Source organism: Mesorhizobium liriopis, from assembly GCF_024053505.1.
GTDB classification, from domain to species: domain Bacteria; phylum Pseudomonadota; class Alphaproteobacteria; order Rhizobiales; family Rhizobiaceae; genus Mesorhizobium_B; species Mesorhizobium_B liriopis.
Genome location: NZ_JAMXQS010000003.1, coordinates 241035 through 257465 on the forward strand (window position 1 = coordinate 241035; position 16431 = coordinate 257465).

The 16431-nt window shown below is 62.7% G+C and carries 15 protein-coding genes and 1 pseudogene; 2 read left to right on the forward strand and 14 right to left on the reverse strand.

Going from position 1 to position 16431, the window contains the following annotated elements; all coding sequences use genetic code 11:
* Window positions 1-52: 52 nt before the first annotated feature.
* Together NGM99_RS06930 and NGM99_RS06935 are read right to left on the reverse strand one after the other, a co-directional pair.
* A complete protein-coding gene (locus NGM99_RS06930; RefSeq protein ID WP_252817414.1) occupies window positions 53-1003 on the reverse strand; it encodes a sugar ABC transporter substrate-binding protein in 951 nt (316 codons plus the stop codon).
* An 81-nt stretch (window positions 1004-1084) separates the two neighbouring features.
* A complete protein-coding gene (locus tag NGM99_RS06935; protein ID WP_252817415.1) occupies window positions 1085-2605 on the reverse strand; it encodes an aldehyde dehydrogenase family protein in 1521 nt (506 codons plus the stop codon).
* Between the two features lie 100 nt (window positions 2606-2705).
* Here NGM99_RS06935 and NGM99_RS06940 point away from each other — a divergent pair, with 100 nt between their 5' ends.
* Window positions 2706-3401 (forward strand): GntR family transcriptional regulator, encoded by a 696-nt coding sequence (locus tag NGM99_RS06940; RefSeq protein WP_252817416.1) that lies wholly within the window; start codon window positions 2706-2708, stop codon window positions 3399-3401.
* 73 nt (window positions 3402-3474) lie between these two features.
* Here the strand turns inward: NGM99_RS06940 and NGM99_RS06945 are convergent, their stop codons facing one another.
* The 6 genes from NGM99_RS06945 to NGM99_RS06970 all read right to left on the reverse strand — a co-directional run bounded on the left by NGM99_RS06945 (window position 3475) and on the right by NGM99_RS06970 (window position 9844).
* Window positions 3475-4257, reverse strand: a complete 783-nt coding sequence (locus NGM99_RS06945; RefSeq protein WP_252817418.1) for an SDR family oxidoreductase — start codon at window positions 4255-4257, stop codon at window positions 3475-3477.
* Between the two features lie 8 nt (window positions 4258-4265).
* On the reverse strand, window positions 4266-5414 hold the full coding sequence (gene dgoD / locus NGM99_RS06950; RefSeq protein ID WP_252817420.1) for a galactonate dehydratase: 1149 nt from the start codon (window positions 5412-5414) through the stop codon (window positions 4266-4268).
* An 11-nt stretch (window positions 5415-5425) separates the two neighbouring features.
* On the reverse strand, window positions 5426-6319 hold the full coding sequence (locus NGM99_RS06955) for an aldose 1-epimerase (protein WP_252817423.1): 894 nt from the start codon (window positions 6317-6319) through the stop codon (window positions 5426-5428).
* Window positions 6320-6325: 6 nt separating this feature from the next.
* Window positions 6326-7276, reverse strand: a complete 951-nt coding sequence (gene araH, locus NGM99_RS06960; RefSeq protein WP_252817425.1) for an L-arabinose ABC transporter permease AraH — start codon at window positions 7274-7276, stop codon at window positions 6326-6328.
* Window positions 7277-7280: 4 nt separating this feature from the next.
* Window positions 7281-8798 (reverse strand): L-arabinose ABC transporter ATP-binding protein AraG, encoded by a 1518-nt coding sequence (gene araG / locus NGM99_RS06965; protein ID WP_252817427.1) that lies wholly within the window; start codon window positions 8796-8798, stop codon window positions 7281-7283.
* A 62-nt stretch (window positions 8799-8860) separates the two neighbouring features.
* A complete protein-coding gene (locus NGM99_RS06970) occupies window positions 8861-9844 on the reverse strand; it encodes an arabinose ABC transporter substrate-binding protein (protein ID WP_252817428.1) in 984 nt (327 codons plus the stop codon).
* A 157-nt stretch (window positions 9845-10001) separates the two neighbouring features.
* Here NGM99_RS06970 and NGM99_RS06975 point away from each other — a divergent pair, with 157 nt between their 5' ends.
* Window positions 10002-10742 (forward strand): FadR/GntR family transcriptional regulator, encoded by a 741-nt coding sequence (locus NGM99_RS06975; protein WP_252817430.1) that lies wholly within the window; start codon window positions 10002-10004, stop codon window positions 10740-10742.
* A gap of 101 nt (window positions 10743-10843) precedes the next feature.
* Here the strand turns inward: NGM99_RS06975 and NGM99_RS06980 are convergent.
* From NGM99_RS06980 to NGM99_RS07005, 6 genes and pseudogenes are all read right to left on the reverse strand, one after another.
* Window positions 10844-10990, reverse strand: a pseudogene (locus tag NGM99_RS06980) (transposase); the annotation flags it as partial.
* Between the two features lie 260 nt (window positions 10991-11250).
* Entirely contained in the window at window positions 11251-12003 is a 753-nt protein-coding gene (locus tag NGM99_RS06985) for an SDR family NAD(P)-dependent oxidoreductase (RefSeq protein WP_252817432.1), read from the reverse strand.
* Window positions 12004-12025: 22 nt separating this feature from the next.
* Entirely contained in the window at window positions 12026-13090 is a 1065-nt protein-coding gene (locus NGM99_RS06990; protein WP_252817434.1) for a glycerol dehydrogenase, read from the reverse strand.
* A gap of 10 nt (window positions 13091-13100) precedes the next feature.
* Window positions 13101-13874 (reverse strand): SDR family NAD(P)-dependent oxidoreductase, encoded by a 774-nt coding sequence (locus tag NGM99_RS06995; RefSeq protein ID WP_252817436.1) that lies wholly within the window; start codon window positions 13872-13874, stop codon window positions 13101-13103.
* 45 nt (window positions 13875-13919) lie between these two features.
* Window positions 13920-15419 carry a xylulokinase gene (locus tag NGM99_RS07000; RefSeq protein ID WP_252817438.1) on the reverse strand — a complete coding sequence of 500 codons (1500 nt, stop codon included), beginning with the start codon at window positions 15417-15419 and terminating at the stop codon, window positions 13920-13922.
* Between the two features lie 17 nt (window positions 15420-15436).
* Window positions 15437-16357, reverse strand: coding sequence for an ABC transporter permease (locus NGM99_RS07005; protein ID WP_252817784.1), 921 nt, complete (start codon window positions 16355-16357; stop codon window positions 15437-15439).
* Window positions 16358-16431 lie beyond the last annotated feature (74 nt).

A 16431-nucleotide genomic window follows, 5' to 3' on the forward strand; every position in this document is an offset into this window, starting at 1 on the left:
GAACCCGAAGCCCTACGCGCCTGACGCGAAGGGTCGGAACAGTTTGGACGGACTAGCGGTAGGAGCCGATCATCGGCTTGACCCTCGCGATGCGATCCTTGTCGAGGAAGGCGCCCTGGCCGGTATCCACGTCGGTGGGGGTCAGGCCGTATTTCTTGGCCATGGCGATCTGAGCGATCGGATAATAGCCCTGCAGGTAGGGCTGCTGGTCCATGGTCGCGAACATCGCGCCCGACTCCACGGCGTTGGCGATCTCGACAGCGAGGTCGAAGCCGCCGAACGGCACCTTGACGCCGGCATCTTCGATGGCTCCCGCGCCGACCGTCGAGGTGACCGAGCCCGTGCCGAACACCGCCTTGACGTCCTTGTTGGCGATCAGGAACTGCGCCATGATGTTACGCGCTTCGGCGAGGTCGAGCCCGGCGCGAACCGTTTCCACCTTGATGCCCTTTTCCTTCATCGCCTTCTCGATGCCGCCGCCCCGTGCGACCGCGAAGCTCGCTTCGGGGATCTCGCGCGGATTGAACACCACGTCGCCTCGCTTCAGACCGAACTTCTCGATCATGCGGTTGCCGAGCTCGTAGCCCGAAGCGAACTCGTTCATGCCGACATAGGCTTGGCGGCAATTGCCCTTGGAACCCTCCAGATCGTCATTGTTGAAACCGATTACGACGATGCCGGCCTTAACCGCGTCGCAGATGCTCTTGTCGAAGGCGTCCGAGCTCGAGATCGCGACCGCGATGCCATCGACGCCGGCCACGGTCGCCGCCTCGATCAGGTCGTTCTGGCGGACAGGGTCGTTATTGGCATATTGCACGTCGAGGTCGACGCCGAACTGCGCAGCGGCATCCTGTGCGCCCTTCACGACCGGATTGAAGAACTGGACGCTGGGGTTCAGGTAGATGATCATGGTCGCCTTGACGTCGGCGGCGTGCGCCGCCGTCGAAAGCATCAAGGCCCCAACTGTTGCAGCCAGTCGGCCGCGGAATTTAACTTTCGCCATTTCTCGTTCCTCCCTTTGGTTGCTGTTTTCTCCCGCCACGCCATCGTTCCCTCCCAGGCGTGGAGAGGTTCAGGGCAATCCTCAGTCGTTGAACCAGCGCGGTCCCTGGCCGAGCGTGATGTGGATGCCCTTGATCTGCGAGTATTCGTCGAAGCCGTAGCGGCCAAGCTCGCGGCCCAGGCCGCTCTTCTTGTAGCCACCGACCGGGAGTTCGGGCGTGCCGTCGATGACGCTGTTGATCCAGCAGCGCCCAGCACGCACGCGGCGGATGGTCTGCATCGCGTTTTCGAGGTCGGTGGACCAGACGGTGGCCGATAAGCCGAATTCGGAATCGTTGGCGAGCGCCACCGCCTCGTCGGCCGTCTTGAATGAAATCGTCGAAAGCACCGGGCCGAAGATTTCCTCTCGCGCGATCGACATGTCGGGCTGCACACCCCGGAACACGGTCGGCTGGTAGTAGAGCCCGTCTTTCCCCTGCCGCGCCCCACCCGTCAGCAGTTCCGCGCCTGCCGCCTCGCCGTCGCGAACATAGCGCTCGACCTTGTCGAGATGGGTGTCCGAGATCATCGCGCCGATGCGCGTCTTCTCGTTGAGCGGGTCGCCGAACGGCACCTTGCGGGAAATTTCGAGGACGCGTTCGAGCAGGGCGTCTCGGATAGTCTCATGTACGATGAGGCGGCTGCCTGAAATGCAGCACTGGCCCGCATTGTGGTAGACGCCGTAGGCGATGCCATCTGCCGCCACTTCCAGATGGGCATCAGAGAAGACGATCTGTGGCCCCTTGCCGCCCAGTTCCAGCCCGACACGCTTCACGTGGCGCGCCGCGAGCTCGGCGAGCTTCGTGCCGACCCGCACCGAGCCGGTGAAGGCCACCATGTCGACGCGCGGGTCTTCCGCGAAGGGCTGGCCGGCGGCATCGCCATAGCCGGTGACGACGTTGAACACGCCATCGGGCACACCCGCTTCCCGCGCCAGTTCTGCAAGCCGGATCGAGGTGCCGGATGTGAGTTCAGAGGGCTTGAGAACAATCGTACAACCGGCACCAATGGCCCATGGCACGCGCTCGGAAGCGATGATCAGCGGGAAGTTCCAGGGCGTGATGATGCCGACCACGCCGACCGGTTCGCGCAGCACGAGGCCTAAGCGGTTGTCGCCGATATCGTTGTGGCTGTCGCCATGTTGCCCCCGCGCCTGACCCGCCGCATAGGCCCAAAGATCGGCGCAGAAGGAGACCTCGCCACGTGCCTGCGCGATCGGCTTGCCGACTTCCAGGCTTTCCATCAGCGCCAATTCCTCGACATGGCGCTCGATCAGTTCGGCGACACGGAACATGATGCGCGAGCGTTCGGCGGCGGCCATGCGTGGCCACGGCCCACGGTCGAACGCCTCACGTGCGGCGGCGATTGCTGCCGAAACATCGGCGGGCGAGGCTTCCGGCCACGCGCCGACCACCGCTCCCTTGTGCCCGGGGCTCTCACGTTCGATCAGCTTGCCGGACGCGGCATCGACCGAGCGCCCGCCAACGAGCATCTTGCGCGGCGCGGGGCGTACGAGGCGGCTGTCGTTGCTGTCGGGAGAGACGAAGTTATCGGGAAATGCCATGCGAGTGCCTTCTGTGCAGTCACGACGAACAGATCACGACCGTTGTTGTATGGTACGGTATGGTAGTTGTGAAATGCTGTCAACGTGCTAATGTGTGCCCATGAACATCGCGTCCCACAGCTTCTTTAAAGACGCTGAGCCAAGCACATCGGTCGCCTTGCAGGTCGAGCGCGACCTGCGGGAGGCAATCATTTCCCTGTCGCTCAAACCCGGGGCGCGGCTTTCCGAGCAGGAGATCGCAGATCAGCTGCGCGTGTCACGCCAGCCGGTGCGGGAAGCCCTGATCGCGCTGGCCCGCGCGAACCTTGTCGAAGTCCGCCCCAAGCGCGGCACGATCGTCGTCAAGATTTCGGCGCGCAAGATGATGGAAGCGCGCTTCGTGCGCGAATCCATTGAGACGGCGGTGGTGCGCCGGGCTTGCGAGAGTTTCGACCCCTGGGTGCGGGTAACCATCGACGAAAATCTCGTACGCCAGCGTGCAGCCTGCGCGGCGAGCGACTACACGGCGTTCCGGAAAGAAGACGAGCGGTTCCACATCGCGATCGCCCATGGCGCAGGATGCGGCTTGGCGTGGGATGTCATTGCCGACATCAAAGCGCATGTGGACCGCGTCTGCAACCTACAGCTCCGCAAGGCAGAGTCGATGCCGCGGCTGATTGCCCAACACGAGAAGATTGTCGAGGCCATAGACAGCTGTAACGCTGAAAGTGCAGCCGCTGCCATGCACGCGCACCTCACCAGCATACTCGTCGATCTGCCGGCCATCGCCGCCGGCAACCCGGATCTTTTCGAGTAGAACACGGGAAACGGTTGATGCGGACCGTCTCACATGGGACTTCAGACCGCCGAGAAACCGGGTGGCTCCAGAGCTACGCCGGATGCTGTTGAACGCTCAAGCCTCCATCGATTGTGAGGCAAGTGGCGTTCATGAAGGGGCATTCGTCGGAGATCATGAAAAGGGCGGCCAGTGCGATTTCTTCTGGCGTTGCGATGCGCCCGCCTGGATGCAGTGCCAGCGTTTCGGCTTTGGCGGTTTCAGGATCGGGAAACCCATTCCAGTAGTCGATCACTTTCTGGGTCGCGACATAGCCCGGCGCGAGTGCATTCACCCGCACGCCGCGCTTGGCATATTCGAGCCCGAGCGATTTGGTCATTCCCAAAAGCGCGTGCTTGGCGAGCGGATAGGGAAAGGTATGCGGGATGATCGTGAAGGCGTGCGTGGAGGCGATGTTGAGGATGGCGCCGCCGCCGCTCTCGATCAGGCCAGGCAGCACTGCGCGGCAGCAGTTCCATGCCCCCTTGAGGTTGACGTCGAAACAGCGTGACCAATCCGCGTCTGTGCTTTCCAAGGGATCGCTGAAGACGTTGATGCCGGCATTGTTGACGAGCGCGTTGAGAGGACCGATCGCGCCGTTGGCCATCTCCACCGCCTTTGCGACCGCCATGGCATCGGTGATGTCGGCTGCGGCCGTGACCAGCGTCGCACCCGCCTTTGTCAGGCGCCTGGCGCCCTCGGCAAGCAAGGCCCCGTCGCGGTCGAGAAGCAGCAGGCTTGCTCCTTCCCGGGCGAAGGCTTCCGCCATGGCATAGCCGATGCCCTGGGCCGCTCCCGTGATCATGATGCGTTTGGTGTGAAGCCGCATGCCGGTCATGGTCGGCTTCACCATTCGGCAAACGAGCCGTCGGCATGGCGCCAGACCGGGTTGCGCCAGCGGTGCCCTTCTCGGGCGCGCTCGATCACGTAATCCTCGTTGACCTCGACGCCGAGACCCGGGCCTTGCGGGATCGACACGAAGCCGTCAGCATAATGGAACACGTCCGGGTTCGAGAGGTAGTCAAGGATGTCGTTGCCGGTGTTGTAGTGGATGCCCAGGCTCTGTTCCTGAATAAAGGCATTGTAGCTCACCGCATCGATCTGCAAACAGGCGGCGAGCGCGATCGGCCCAAGCGGGCAGTGCGGCGCGAGCGCCACGTCATAGGCTTCCGCCATGGCCGCGATCTTGCGGCATTCGGTGATGCCGCCGGCATGGCTCAGATCGGGCTGGATGATGTCCACATAGCCGTCCTGCAACACACCCTTGAAGTCCCAGCGCGAGTAAAGCCGCTCGCCAAGCGCGATCGGCGTCGAGCAATGGTTGGCGATCTCCTTGAGCGCCTCGCGGTTCTCGGAGAGCACCGGCTCCTCGATGAACATCAGCTTGAAGGGCTCGAGTTCCTTGGCAAGCACCTTGGCCATCGGCTTGTGCACGCGACCGTGGAAGTCGACGCCGATGCCGATATGGGGGCCGACCGCCTCGCGGATGGTCGCAATCGTGGCGACCGCGCGCTCCACCTTCTCGTTGGTGTCGACGATCTGCATCTCCTCGCAACCGTTGAGCTTGATGGCCTTGAAGCCGCGCGCCACCACATCCTTCGCGTTGCGTGCCACATCCGCTGGCCGGTCGCCGCCGATCCAGGAATAAACCTTGATGCGGTCGCGGCACTGGCCGCCAAGCAGCTGGTGGACAGGCACCCCGAGCGCCTTGCCCTTGATGTCCCACAAGGCCTGGTCGATGCCCGCGAGCGCACTCATGTGGATCGCCCCGCCACGGTAGAAACCGCCCCGGTAAAGCACGTTCCAGTGGTCCTCGATCAGAAAGGGGTCCTTGCCGATCAGATAGTCGGCCAGCTCGTGCACCGCCGCTTCCACCGTCAGCGCACGCCCCTCCACCACCGGCTCGCCCCAGCCGACCACGCCCTCGTCCGTTTCGATCTTCAAAAACAACCAGCGCGGCGGAACAATGAAGGTCGAAAGCTTCGTGATCTTCATGGAATGCAAACTCACTGCGCGAGGCTTGGCTGGAGAAGAAGGCTGGCTCGCAAGACCTCGCCTGGAGAAAGCATAGCGAGACCGCCGCCGTCAGTCATGTTGTGGCCGTCGGCAAGATGCGTCATCGGCTCGAAGGCGAAATAGTCTTGGGCGTAGTGGGAATCGAAGATCTCGTCGGGCATGAACAGGAAAAAGTGCCTGAACTTCTGGTCAGCCTGGATCTCAAGTGCTGTTTCTCTTTCCGGCCAAATGATCCGCGTTGCGCCGCTCCAATCTTCGAAGCCGTTGTTGAGCCAGCGCCGTGGCATTTCGCGGGGGGCATGAAAGCGGAGATCGGCTGGAATGGTGGTTGGCCGGCCAGGGAGCCAGCCTTCTTCCTCCGTCCACATTCTTTCCGCCGACGCCTCGAGCGTGGTGCGGGGCGTAAGCGGAAAGTACGGATGCCAGCCGAGGCCGAAAGGCATCGGCGACGAACCGAGATTGGTTACGGCAAAGGTGGCGGTGAGACGGTTGCCTGCCACGCGAAAGTTTTGAGACGCCTCGTAGCGATAGGGAACAGGCTCAAGGGGCAGATGCGTATAGCCAAGCGTGAGATGATCCGCACCCTGTTCCAACACAGTCCAATCGCCCAGCCACCCATCGCCGTGGCAGTGGTGCGGATCGCCAACGGTGTTCGGTTCGAGCCGGTATTCGCGACCGCGGACCGTAAACCGGTTGCCACGCACGCGATTGGCGAAGGGCACCATGGGAAAGGCAGAAGACATGCCCGCGGTGGCGTCCGCCGCCGCCTCGCGTAGAAGCGGCACAGCACCCCCGCCCCCATTCCATTGCAGCTGCGTGAAGGCGCCGCCTACCGTGTTGAAGCGCGCTTCGAAGCCTTCCGCTTGGAACGTGACGAGCGCCATCCGGCGTCAGCGCCTGACGAGCGCGCGGGTGCGCAGGTTGTCGAGGAGAACGGCGAGCAGCAGGATCGAGCCGCGCACCAGATACTGGTAGAAGGCCTGGATATTGAGAAGATTCATGACGTTTTCGGCAATGCCGAGGATCATGACGCCGACGATCACCCCGCTCATCGAGGCGCGCCCCCCGGCAAGCGATACGCCACCCAGCACGCAGGCCGAGATCACCGAAAGCTCGAGGCCCGTCGCCGCATTGGGCTGGCCCGAGGTGATGCGCGACGCGAGCAGGATGCCGGCGACCGCGCAGACAAGTCCTTGCAAGGCGAATATCCAGATGCGGCTCCAGTCCACATCGACGCCCGCCAGCCGCGAGGCTTCTGGATTGCCGCCGATGGCCAGCGTATTGCGTCCGAAGACAGTGCGGTTGAGCACGAAGGCGAAGACCACGAACAATGCGGCCATGATCCAGACCGGCGTCGGGATGCCCAGAAAGCGGCTCAGTGCCAGCGAATAGAAGGTCGGATCGTTGATGCCGACGGCACGCCCGTCGGATGCCAGAAGCGCCAATCCGCGTACGATCTGCATGGTGGCAAGGGTGGTGATCAGCGCATTGATGTGGAGTTTGGCGATCACCACGCCATTGACGAGGCCGACCAGCGTTCCGGCCAGAAGAGCGGCGAGGAGACCCAGCGGGATCGAGCCCGTCGAGTTGGACACCATCACCGCGACCATGCCGGCGAAGGCGACGATCGAGCCCACGGAGAGGTCGAAGTCGCGCGAGGCGAGGCAGAACATCATGGTGCAAGCTACGATGCCGATCGTCACCACTGACTGCAGCAGCCCGAGGATGTTGCGCTCGGACAGGAAATTCGGAACCGTCAGCGAAACGACGGCGAAAGCCAGAACAAAAATAACGAGAAGCCCCTGCTCGCCGAGGAGCACGCGCTTGAGGGTGGCGGTCATGAGATCAAGCCCTTTGAGCAGCGGTTTGCGGGGTCTGTCGATCGGGCAGAGCGGCGGCCAGCAACACGCCTTCAGTGAATTCGCCGCGCTTGAACTCGGCTGCAATGCGGCGCTCGCACATGACGAGGATGCGGTCTGAAATGCCCATTACCTCCGGCAGTTCGCTCGACACCACGACGATGGCGACGCCCTGCTCGGCAAGACGGTAGAGGATGTCGTAGATTTCGGCCTTGGCGCCCACATCGATGCCGCGCGTCGGCTCGTCCACGATCAGGACATTGATGCCGGGCTCGGACAGCCAGCGGGCGAGGATCACCTTCTGCTGGTTGCCGCCCGACAGGTTGACGATATCCTGTCGCCGCGACGGCGTGCGGATACGCAAAGCCTCGATGAAGCGATCGGCAACGGAGGCTTCTCGGCGCGGATTGATCACACCGAGCGGCGAATAGTGACGGCGCGATGCGATCACCACATTCTCGCCGACCGAACGCCCCTGCACGATGCCGTCCGCCTTGCGGTCTTCCGGACAAAGCACGAGCCCTGCACGAATCGAGCGGCGGGGGCTGCCGAGCGCCAGCGGTGCGCCATCGAGAGCCACGCTTCCGCCGTTGGGCTGGTCAGCCCCGTAGACGAGGCGCATCAGTTCGGAGCGCCCAGCACCGACCAAGCCGAAGAAGCCGAGTATCTCGCCGGCTCGCGCTTCAAAGCTTGCCGGTTCCGGCACACGCGGGCCGTGAAGGCCTTGGACCGAAAGGCGCACGGCGCCACTCTCACGCGGCCGCCAGCCCCAGATATCGGCGATCTCGCGCCCGACCATTTCCGAAACGAGGCGGTCACGCGTTACGACTTCCATGGTCTCGTGGTGGGCGGCGAGCCTGCCGTCGCGCAGAACCGTGCAACCGTCGCAAAGGCGGAATATTTCGTCCAAGCGGTGCGAAACATAGATGATGACCTTGCCGGCTTGGCGCAGGCGGTCGATCAGGCGAAACAGCACCTCGCTTTCGCGCGAGGATAGCGACGAGGTGGGTTCGTCGAGCGCGAGCACGCGGGCGTCGATCATCACCGCCTTGGCGATCTCGATCATCTGCCGCTCGCCGATCGATAGGCTCGACACGCGGGCGCGAGGATCGACATCGATGCCGATCTCCTTCAGCACGCGGCCGACTTCCTCGAAAAGCGCACGAAAGCCCACCACGCCGCCTCTAGCTGGAAAGCGGCCGAGGCGCAGGTTCTCGGCCACCGACAATTCGGGAACGAGCTGCAATTCCTGATGCACCACCACGACACCGGCGTCGAAGGCATCGCGCGTGGACGCATAGGCCTGGGTGTTGCCGTCGATGCGGATTTCGCCTTCGTCGGCGCGCTGGTCGCCCGACAGCAAGCGGATCAACGTAGATTTGCCCGCGCCATTCTCGCCCATCAGCCCGTGAACGCTGCCTTTGCGCACGCCGAAGCTGACGGACGACAAGGCCTTGACGCCCGGGTAGGTCTTGGAAATATCGGAAAACTCGAGAAACGCCATCCGCCTATGCCCGAACATGTCTCTGCCGGCAGCATTCGCGCAGCCGGCAGAGAAATCGCTGATTACTGGATACCGAGTTCCTTGCGCACGGCCTCGTAGTCGCCGCGCGTGGCGAGCTGGCCGCTGGTAAGAATCAGCTTTTCCGGCTCCTTGTCGTTGGCAATCCACTCATACATGTTCAGCGCCGTTTCATAGCCGTGACGCTTGGGACTGATGATCACGGTGCCGAAGAAGCCGGTCGGGCTGGGCTTCTTGAACTCGTTGATCGCCGACTCCGCCCCACCGATGCCGACGCCGATCACGTTCTCGGCAGGAATGCCCACGCCTTCGGTCGCGCGCACCGCGCCCAGCACCGCCTCGTCGTTCAGGCCGACCGCGATCCAGTGCTTAATCTCAGGATGGGCGTTGACCACGGTGGTCGCTGCATTGAGCGCGGCTTCGGTGTCGGTCTTCGCCTGCGGCGCGTTGAAGATATTGGCTGCAGGAAAACCTGCCTTCTCGATCACCGAGGTGGCGCCCGTCACGCGGTCCACTGCCGTCGGCAACTGGTCATAGGAAACCTTGATGGCGCCCACTTCCGCCATGTTCCAGTTGCGCTTCTTTATCTCGTCCACGATGGCCTGACCGACGGCCTCGCCGATCTTGGTGGCGGAAATACCCATATGCGGCACGTCCTCAATGGGCTGTCCACCATTGTCGACCAGACGGTCGTCCACGGTCATCAGCTTAAGGTCGTTGGCGGCGGCCTTGGCGACGATGCCGGGCCCAAGCTTTACATCGGGCGTGCAGATGATGAAGCCCTGCGCGCCCTGTGCACCTAGATTGTCGATGGCCGACTGCACCTTTTCGCCGTCCTCGGCGCCAATTTCGACCAGCGTGAAGCCCTTTTCCTTGGCTGCCTCCTGGGCAAATTTCCACTCATCCTGAAACCAGGGCTCTTCTGGCTGCTTCACAACGAAGCCGATTTTCACGTCCTGTGCGAAGGACGCGCTTGATGCCAAAAGCAGTGCCGCGCCCGCCAGAACGGCGCGCTTCCAAAACTTCATGATTTCCTCCCAAATATGTCAACCGCCCGGGGGCAGTTCACCAATTCATAGGCCCGATTGGTCAGACTCGTCAATATTAGAGTATGACTTATTCAGTAGGTTGTCTGAAGTTTACAATTGCGTCAGAGAAGGAAAATATCGGCAGAAAGGAAAGACCGTGCCAGCAACCGCAGCCAGGGCCTTTTCCGAGCCCAAGCCGCAATCACGACCCAAGCCACGGGTGGGGCGCGATTTCGTGGCTGCACTTGCCCGACTGATCGTCGAAGATCGCTTCCCCCCAGGCTCGACCCTGCCACGCGAACAAGACCTGTGTTCAGAATTCGCGATTAGCCGCACGGTGGTGCGCGAGGCGCTGAAAACCCTCGAATCCAAGGGGGTCGTCCGTTCCCGCCCACGCGCAGGCACGCTTGTACGCGAGCGCGTCGAATGGAACTTGCTCGATGCCGACTTGCTCGATTGGATGGGTGACGCAGTGGTAGACAGCGAACTGCTGGCATCCGTGCTTGAAGCCCGCCGCGCGGTGGAACCGTTCGCAGCCGAGTTGGCCGCGAACCGCGCGAGCCTTTCGGATGTCGCAGCGCTTTATCGAGCTTGGGAAGCCATGCGGGATGCCAGGCCCGACGACAATGCAGCCTTCACCGCGGCGGATGTCGAATTTCATCGTGTGCTGCTGCACGCGAGCGGCAATCGTGTCTTCATCCAGCTTTCCGGCGTGATCGATGCCGCGCTCACCCGCGCGCTAGACCGCGCCAACCGCTCCGTGCACACGCATCAGGAAACGGTCGAGGTTCATGGCCGCCTAGTGGAAGCCTTGCGCATGCGCGACCGCGAGGCCGCGCGCAAAGCTTCAGAAGACATCCTTGCGACCGCTGCGCGCGATCTCAAGCAGATGGAATAACCTCTTCTGAAAGCCCTCAACTTAACAGTCAGGTTTGACACCGGATATGGCTGCTGTATCGGGTGGCAACCCTTCGCCAGTCTTAGACACGGCCGAACATGGTCCCGCCATCGCAGACCGTTGCGGTTGACAAAGATGATGCCGCTCAACACCCGCCGATCATCGACACCCAGCCTGCCATGGCTCTTTAAAAAGAACGGCCGCAAGCGCTCCATCTGCTCGTCCGTCAGCCAGAACGGGTCGCTCATCTGCAGTCTCCTTGCGGAGCCTGAATCAGATCGACACCCCATATCAGTAGGTCCTGAGCCTAGGCCCCCATCGACCGCAAGGCACACGGCGCTCACAAGAGAAGCACTATTCATCTGAGATCATGAAGAGGGCGGCAAGTGCGCTCTCTTAGGGTCGCGAGTTCGCTTGGATGCAGTCCAGCGTTCGGGCGCGCCGCACCAGAGATCAGCCGGATCCCATGAAAGCGAAGCATTAAGCTATATGAAAGGAGGAGCCCAAACTACCCGCTGTGGTAGCCGCCATCCACTGGCAGGGTAACGCCCGAAATGAAATTGGCTGCCGGTGACGAGAGAAACAGTGCGGCGCCAACAAGGTCGTTGATGCTGCCCCAGCGCTTGAGCGCGGAACGGTCGGCAATGCGAGCCTCGTCCGCTGGATTTTCCCACAGAGCTCGGGTCATGTCGGTACGGTGGTAACCAGGCGCAATCGCATTGACGCGGACGCCGTTCTTGCCGAAGCGGTGTGCGAGTGCGCGTGTGAGGCCGACAATGCCGGTTTTGCTCGCGGTATAGGCGGGCACTTCCGCATCGGCCAGATAGCTCAGCATTGAGGCAAAGTTGACAACGGAACCTCTACTTGCCTCGAGCTTCGGCAAAGCTGCCATGGTCAAACGGAAGGCGCTGTTGAGATTGACGTCCATGACGTCGAGAAACGCGTCTTCAGTCCACTCTGCGCCCGGACGCGCTATGCCTTGGGCGTTGACGAGCACATCGACAACCGGCTGGCGCGCCATGAACGCATCTACCGCCGACCTGTCGCGCACGTCGAGCGCCTCGAAACGTACGTCCTTATTGGCAGGGTCTTGTTCGCTCGCGACAATCTTTTGAGCTGAGCTGCCCGTTGCTACCACATGGGCGCCGAGGCTTGCGAAACCCCGCGCGATCGCCTGGCCGATGCCGCTCGAGGCGCCTGAGACGATCACATGCCGGCCTTGAAACAGGTCGCGCGCGAAGCTTGCCACTAATGCCTCCATGATGCTTTCCTCCTCGCTTCGTTCAGATCAGCGCTGTCAACGCTTCGACCACCATCGCTGGCGTCACTGGAATGGGCTCGTTGTGGATGATCTCGCCTGAACGGCAGGCCCGCGCGGCGATGGTTTGCAGCTTCTCTTCGGTCGCATCCTTGATGCCGATGTCGCGCAAGCGCACCGGCAGGCGAACGCTTTCGCAGAAGGCACGGACGCGGGCCAACTCGGCTTCTTCCTTGTGAAGCTTGAGCCCTGCGAGCACGCCGATCGCAACCTTCTCACCATGGAGATGGTGATGCACATCTTCGAGTTCGCAGAGCCCGTGATGGATGGCATGGGCAGCAGCCACCCCGCCCGACTCAAAACCGATGCCGGAGAGAAGGATATTAGCTTCGACCACGCGTTCGAGCGCGGGGCCTGCTGTTTTGGCGTCGCATTCGGCGAGCGCGTCCGCTCCGAACGCGAAGATAGCATCACGGCAGGATGAGGCGACCGTAAAAGCTAGAGGCAGCCCCGGCATGCCAAGGCAGTTGTGCGCGCCACTCTGTCGGCAGCTTTCAGCTTCGTAGAAGGTCGCGAGCGCATCGCCGATGCCTGCCGCCAGAAAGCGCGCGGGGGAATTGGCGATGATCGCCGTGTCGGCCAGAACGAGGTCAGGATTGCGCGGCAGGAAGCTGTCATAGGCGACCGTGCCGTCGTCGTTATAGACCACGGCCAACGCGCTGCACGGCGCATCCGAGGCAGCGATAGTCGGCACGACGATAACGGGCAGAGCGCAGTCTCGCGCGGCAGCCTTGGCGGTGTCGATCGCCTTGCCACCACCGGCACCCACGATCACGCCGGCCCCATGGGCTCTTGCGGCTTCCACCATCCGGCGGATTTCGGATTCGGAACACTCACCGCCATGTTCGAATATTTGCGCTTCGACATGTCCTCGCATCGCGGTTTCGACCGGTTCGCGCAGAAACGCGACCACGCCTTTGTCGAGAACTACAAGCGCGTGTGGAGCGAAGGCCATCGCCTCCACGCCGAGGCGATCGAGAATACCCGGGCCCTGCAGGTAGCGGCCGGGAAAGCGAACTCCCTTGACCATGCTGCTTCCCTTACCAGCAGACATAGCCGCCATCCGCCAGAACGATCGATCCGGTCATGAGGCTCGAGGCGTCGCTGGCCAGGAACAGGATCACGGACGCCACCTCGTCGGTGCGGCCCAGCCGGTTCATTGGAGTGCCGCCGACCCAGTGGCGGTACATCTCCGGATCGTCATAGACATAAGCGTTCATCTCGGTCTCGATATAAGTCGGCGCAACCGAGTTCACGCGCACGCCACGCGCACCCCATTCCGCCGCAAGCGAGCGCGTCAGGTGATGAACGCCAGCCTTGGATGCGTTGTAGTTCGCCTGCTCCTGCGGCCGGTTGACGATGAAACCCGACATCGAGCCGACATTGACGATGGTTCCCGAACCGCGTTCCAACATGGCCTTGCCGAACGCTCGACAGCACCAGAAGACGCCGTTGAGATTGACGTCGATCACCTTTTTCCAGATATCGTCGGCCATCGTCTCGGCTGGATGGTTGGAGATCGCGATGCCGGCATTGTTGACGAGAACGTCGACCTGGCCGTGACGCGCAAGGATCGTTTCGCAGACCGTTTCCACGGCGCGCGCATCAGTCACGTCAAGCTGCTCGCCTTCCACCTTGTAGCTCTTCGCCGCGAGGCTTTCGACCGCGCCACGGAGAAGTTCATCATTCATGTCGGTGAGAACGACGGTGGCCCCGGCTTCGGCGAGCGCTTCCACGGCGGACAGGCCGATGCCGCGCGCAGCACCCGTCACCACGGCGACTTTGCCGGTCAGCTTGAACTTGTCGAGATACATGCTTGATGCCTTTCGGTCGGCGAGATGATGATCAGGGCGCGGAAGTCAGGCCAGCGTGTCGAGATCGTCGTAGAGGGCTTGAGAGTGGTGGTAGAGCTTTTCCCAGACCACCTGCATGTGCCGGTAGGTGTCCACCCAGCGCGGATCGGGCGTGATCTCGCGTCCGTAGCGTACGAGCGCCGAGGCGGCAGCCGTCGCTGACGAGAAGCGACCGGTCGCCACGCCTGCCATTGCCGCGCAGCCGATCAGGCCGCATTCCGCTTCTTCGGGCACGAGAATTGGTGTGTTATAGGCGCTGGCCTTGATCTTGAGCCAAAGCTCGGTCCGCGATCCGCCGCCCGAGGCAATGATGCGCTCGGGCGCGCCACCTGCGATTTCGTTCATCATGCGTAGATGCCGCGCGACACCGAAAGCGACACCCTCGAGCACCGCGCGGTGCAGGTGAGCAAGCCCGTGCGACGCCGCAATACCGAAGAACTGTGCACGCGCGTTGCGATGCGTACCGAACCGTTCACCGGTTAGATAGGGCATGAACAAGAGACGATCGGAGCCGGCAGGCGCTTTCGCGGCTTCCGCCACGATATCGGCATAGGACAATGCCTTGTCGTGAAAGGCGCGGCGCGCCCAGCGCATTCCATCGCCGCCGGTTTCGAGCAGCATGAAGGCACCCCAGTCGCCTTCCACCGTGCCGATATTGGAGATTTCAGGGTGAAGCAGCGGGTCCTCGGTGACAAGGGTCACAATGCAGGACGTGCCGAGCATTTCAGAGCCGAGGCCGGGACGGCATACGCCCGAGCCCAGAAGGGCCACCGGAAAATCGCCGCCACCCACAAGAACAGGTGTTCCCTCGCGCAAGCCCGTCTCGGCGGCCGCAGCGGCGTTTACGGTGCCCAGAATGTCGAGTGAGTTGCGGATGGGCGCAAGCTTGGCACGATCGAGCCCGAGCCGCTCGCAGATTTCGCCCGACCAGTCTCCGGTTCCCGGATTCATCAGGAACGAGCACGCGGCTTCCGTGCGGTCCATGGCCGGCAAGCCCGTCAGCCGAAAATTCACATAGTCCTTGGGCATGAGGACGGCACTGGCGCTCGCATAAGCTTCCGGATCGTTGTCGCGGATCCATTGGAGCTTGAAGGCGGGCCAAGCGGGCGTGGGCGGATTGCCGGTCTTGGAAAGATACTCGCTCGGGTCGTTTCGCGCCTCGAAGAGAGAAACGAAATCCATGGTGCGCTTGTCGTTCCAGAGCGGCACGGCCTCGCGCGTCAGGTTGCCGGCGCTGTCGATCAGAACCGTGCCATGCATCTGGCCGCAGGCGGCAACCGCCGCAATCCGATCGCGCGCGCCGGGAAGCGCGTCCAGCACTTTTCGCACCGACACGACAACGCCTTTCCACCAATCGGCGGGGCGCTGTTCGGACCAGCCGAAAGCCGGCACGATCTGATCGTGCTCGCGCACGGACACTGCGAGAATGCGGCCTGCTTCGTCGACCAGGCCGGCACGGACGCTGCCCGTTCCGACATCGATGGCAAGAGTGAGGTCATTAGCCATGGGGATGCGAGGCAGGTTCAGCGGCGGAAGAAGGTCGAGCCGTACTGCAACAGCATGGCACCAATGATGATGACGCCCATGAAGACCTGCTGGTGGTAACCGGGCACGCTGGCGAGGTTCATCAGATTGGCGATGATGCCGAGCACGAAAACGCCGATAAAGGTATTGATGGCCCCACCACGCCCGCCCATCAGGCTCGCGCCGCCGATGACGACGGCTGCGATGGCGTCGAGCTCTGCGCCCACGCCGACGGTTGCCGAACCGATGCCCGTGCGGCTGCTGGAGATGATACCGGCTGCGGCAGCGAGAACACCGGAAATGACATAAACGGACACGACATAGCGCGACACGCCGATGCCCGAGAGGCGCACGGCTTCCGCGTTAGAACCGATGGCTTTCACCATGCGGCCGAAGCGTGTGAAGGCGAGAACGAGACCGGCCAGTACGAAGACGGCGAGCATCAAGAGAACGGGTTGCGGCATGCCGAGCGCATAGCCCGAGCCGAAGCGTGTGATGAAGGCGCCGGCTTCGCCCATGCGGATCGGCTGACCGCCTGAAGCAATCAGCGCGGCACCGCGTGCGATCGTCATGACAGCGAGCGTCGTGACAAAGGGTGGCAGGCGCAGATAGGCGACAAGCAGGCCCGAAAGCAGACCGAAGGCGCCGCCGATAGCAAGCGTCGCGACGACCGCAAGACCGGGTGCCATCTGCTGCACGAGAATGGCCGAAGCGACGCTGCCCAGCGCTGCAATGGAACCGACCGACAGGTCGATGCCGCGCGTCAGGATGACGAACAGCATGCCGACCGCCATCAGGCCGGTGCCCGAAATCTGGCGCAGAACGTTGAGCAGGTTGCGCTCGGTCAAGAACACGTCCGACATCGAGCGCGCGACAACGAGGAGCACGACAAGAATGACCACCGTGCCGTAGCGATGCATGAGATCGCCGAAATCGATGCGCCGCGCAGGCGCGTCTCCAGAACGGGGGCTGGTGTCGGCGGTGGTGGTCGTCT

Coding starts and splice junctions, on each gene's coding strand:
- NGM99_RS06930 (WP_252817414.1), bottom strand. CDS start 1,003: ATGGCGAAAGTTAAATTCCGCGGCCGACTGGCTGCAACAGTTGGGGCC.
- dgoD (WP_252817420.1), bottom strand. CDS start 5,414: ATGAAGATCACGAAGCTTTCGACCTTCATTGTTCCGCCGCGCTGGTTG.
- NGM99_RS06955 (WP_252817423.1), bottom strand. CDS start 6,319: ATGGCGCTCGTCACGTTCCAAGCGGAAGGCTTCGAAGCGCGCTTCAAC.
- araG (WP_252817427.1), bottom strand. CDS start 8,798: ATGGCGTTTCTCGAGTTTTCCGATATTTCCAAGACCTACCCGGGCGTC.
- NGM99_RS06970 (WP_252817428.1), bottom strand. CDS start 9,844: ATGAAGTTTTGGAAGCGCGCCGTTCTGGCGGGCGCGGCACTGCTTTTG.
- NGM99_RS06995 (WP_252817436.1), bottom strand. CDS start 13,874: ATGTATCTCGACAAGTTCAAGCTGACCGGCAAAGTCGCCGTGGTGACG.
- NGM99_RS06940 (WP_252817416.1), top strand. CDS start 2,706: ATGAACATCGCGTCCCACAGCTTCTTTAAAGACGCTGAGCCAAGCACA.
- NGM99_RS06935 (WP_252817415.1), bottom strand. CDS start 2,605: ATGGCATTTCCCGATAACTTCGTCTCTCCCGACAGCAACGACAGCCGC.
- araH (WP_252817425.1), bottom strand. CDS start 7,276: ATGACCGCCACCCTCAAGCGCGTGCTCCTCGGCGAGCAGGGGCTTCTC.
- NGM99_RS07005 (WP_252817784.1), bottom strand. CDS start 16,357: ATGCATCGCTACGGCACGGTGGTCATTCTTGTCGTGCTCCTCGTTGTC.
- NGM99_RS06990 (WP_252817434.1), bottom strand. CDS start 13,090: ATGGTCAAGGGAGTTCGCTTTCCCGGCCGCTACCTGCAGGGCCCGGGT.
- NGM99_RS06945 (WP_252817418.1), bottom strand. CDS start 4,257: ATGACCGGCATGCGGCTTCACACCAAACGCATCATGATCACGGGAGCG.
- NGM99_RS06985 (WP_252817432.1), bottom strand. CDS start 12,003: ATGGAGGCATTAGTGGCAAGCTTCGCGCGCGACCTGTTTCAAGGCCGG.
- NGM99_RS07000 (WP_252817438.1), bottom strand. CDS start 15,419: ATGGCTAATGACCTCACTCTTGCCATCGATGTCGGAACGGGCAGCGTC.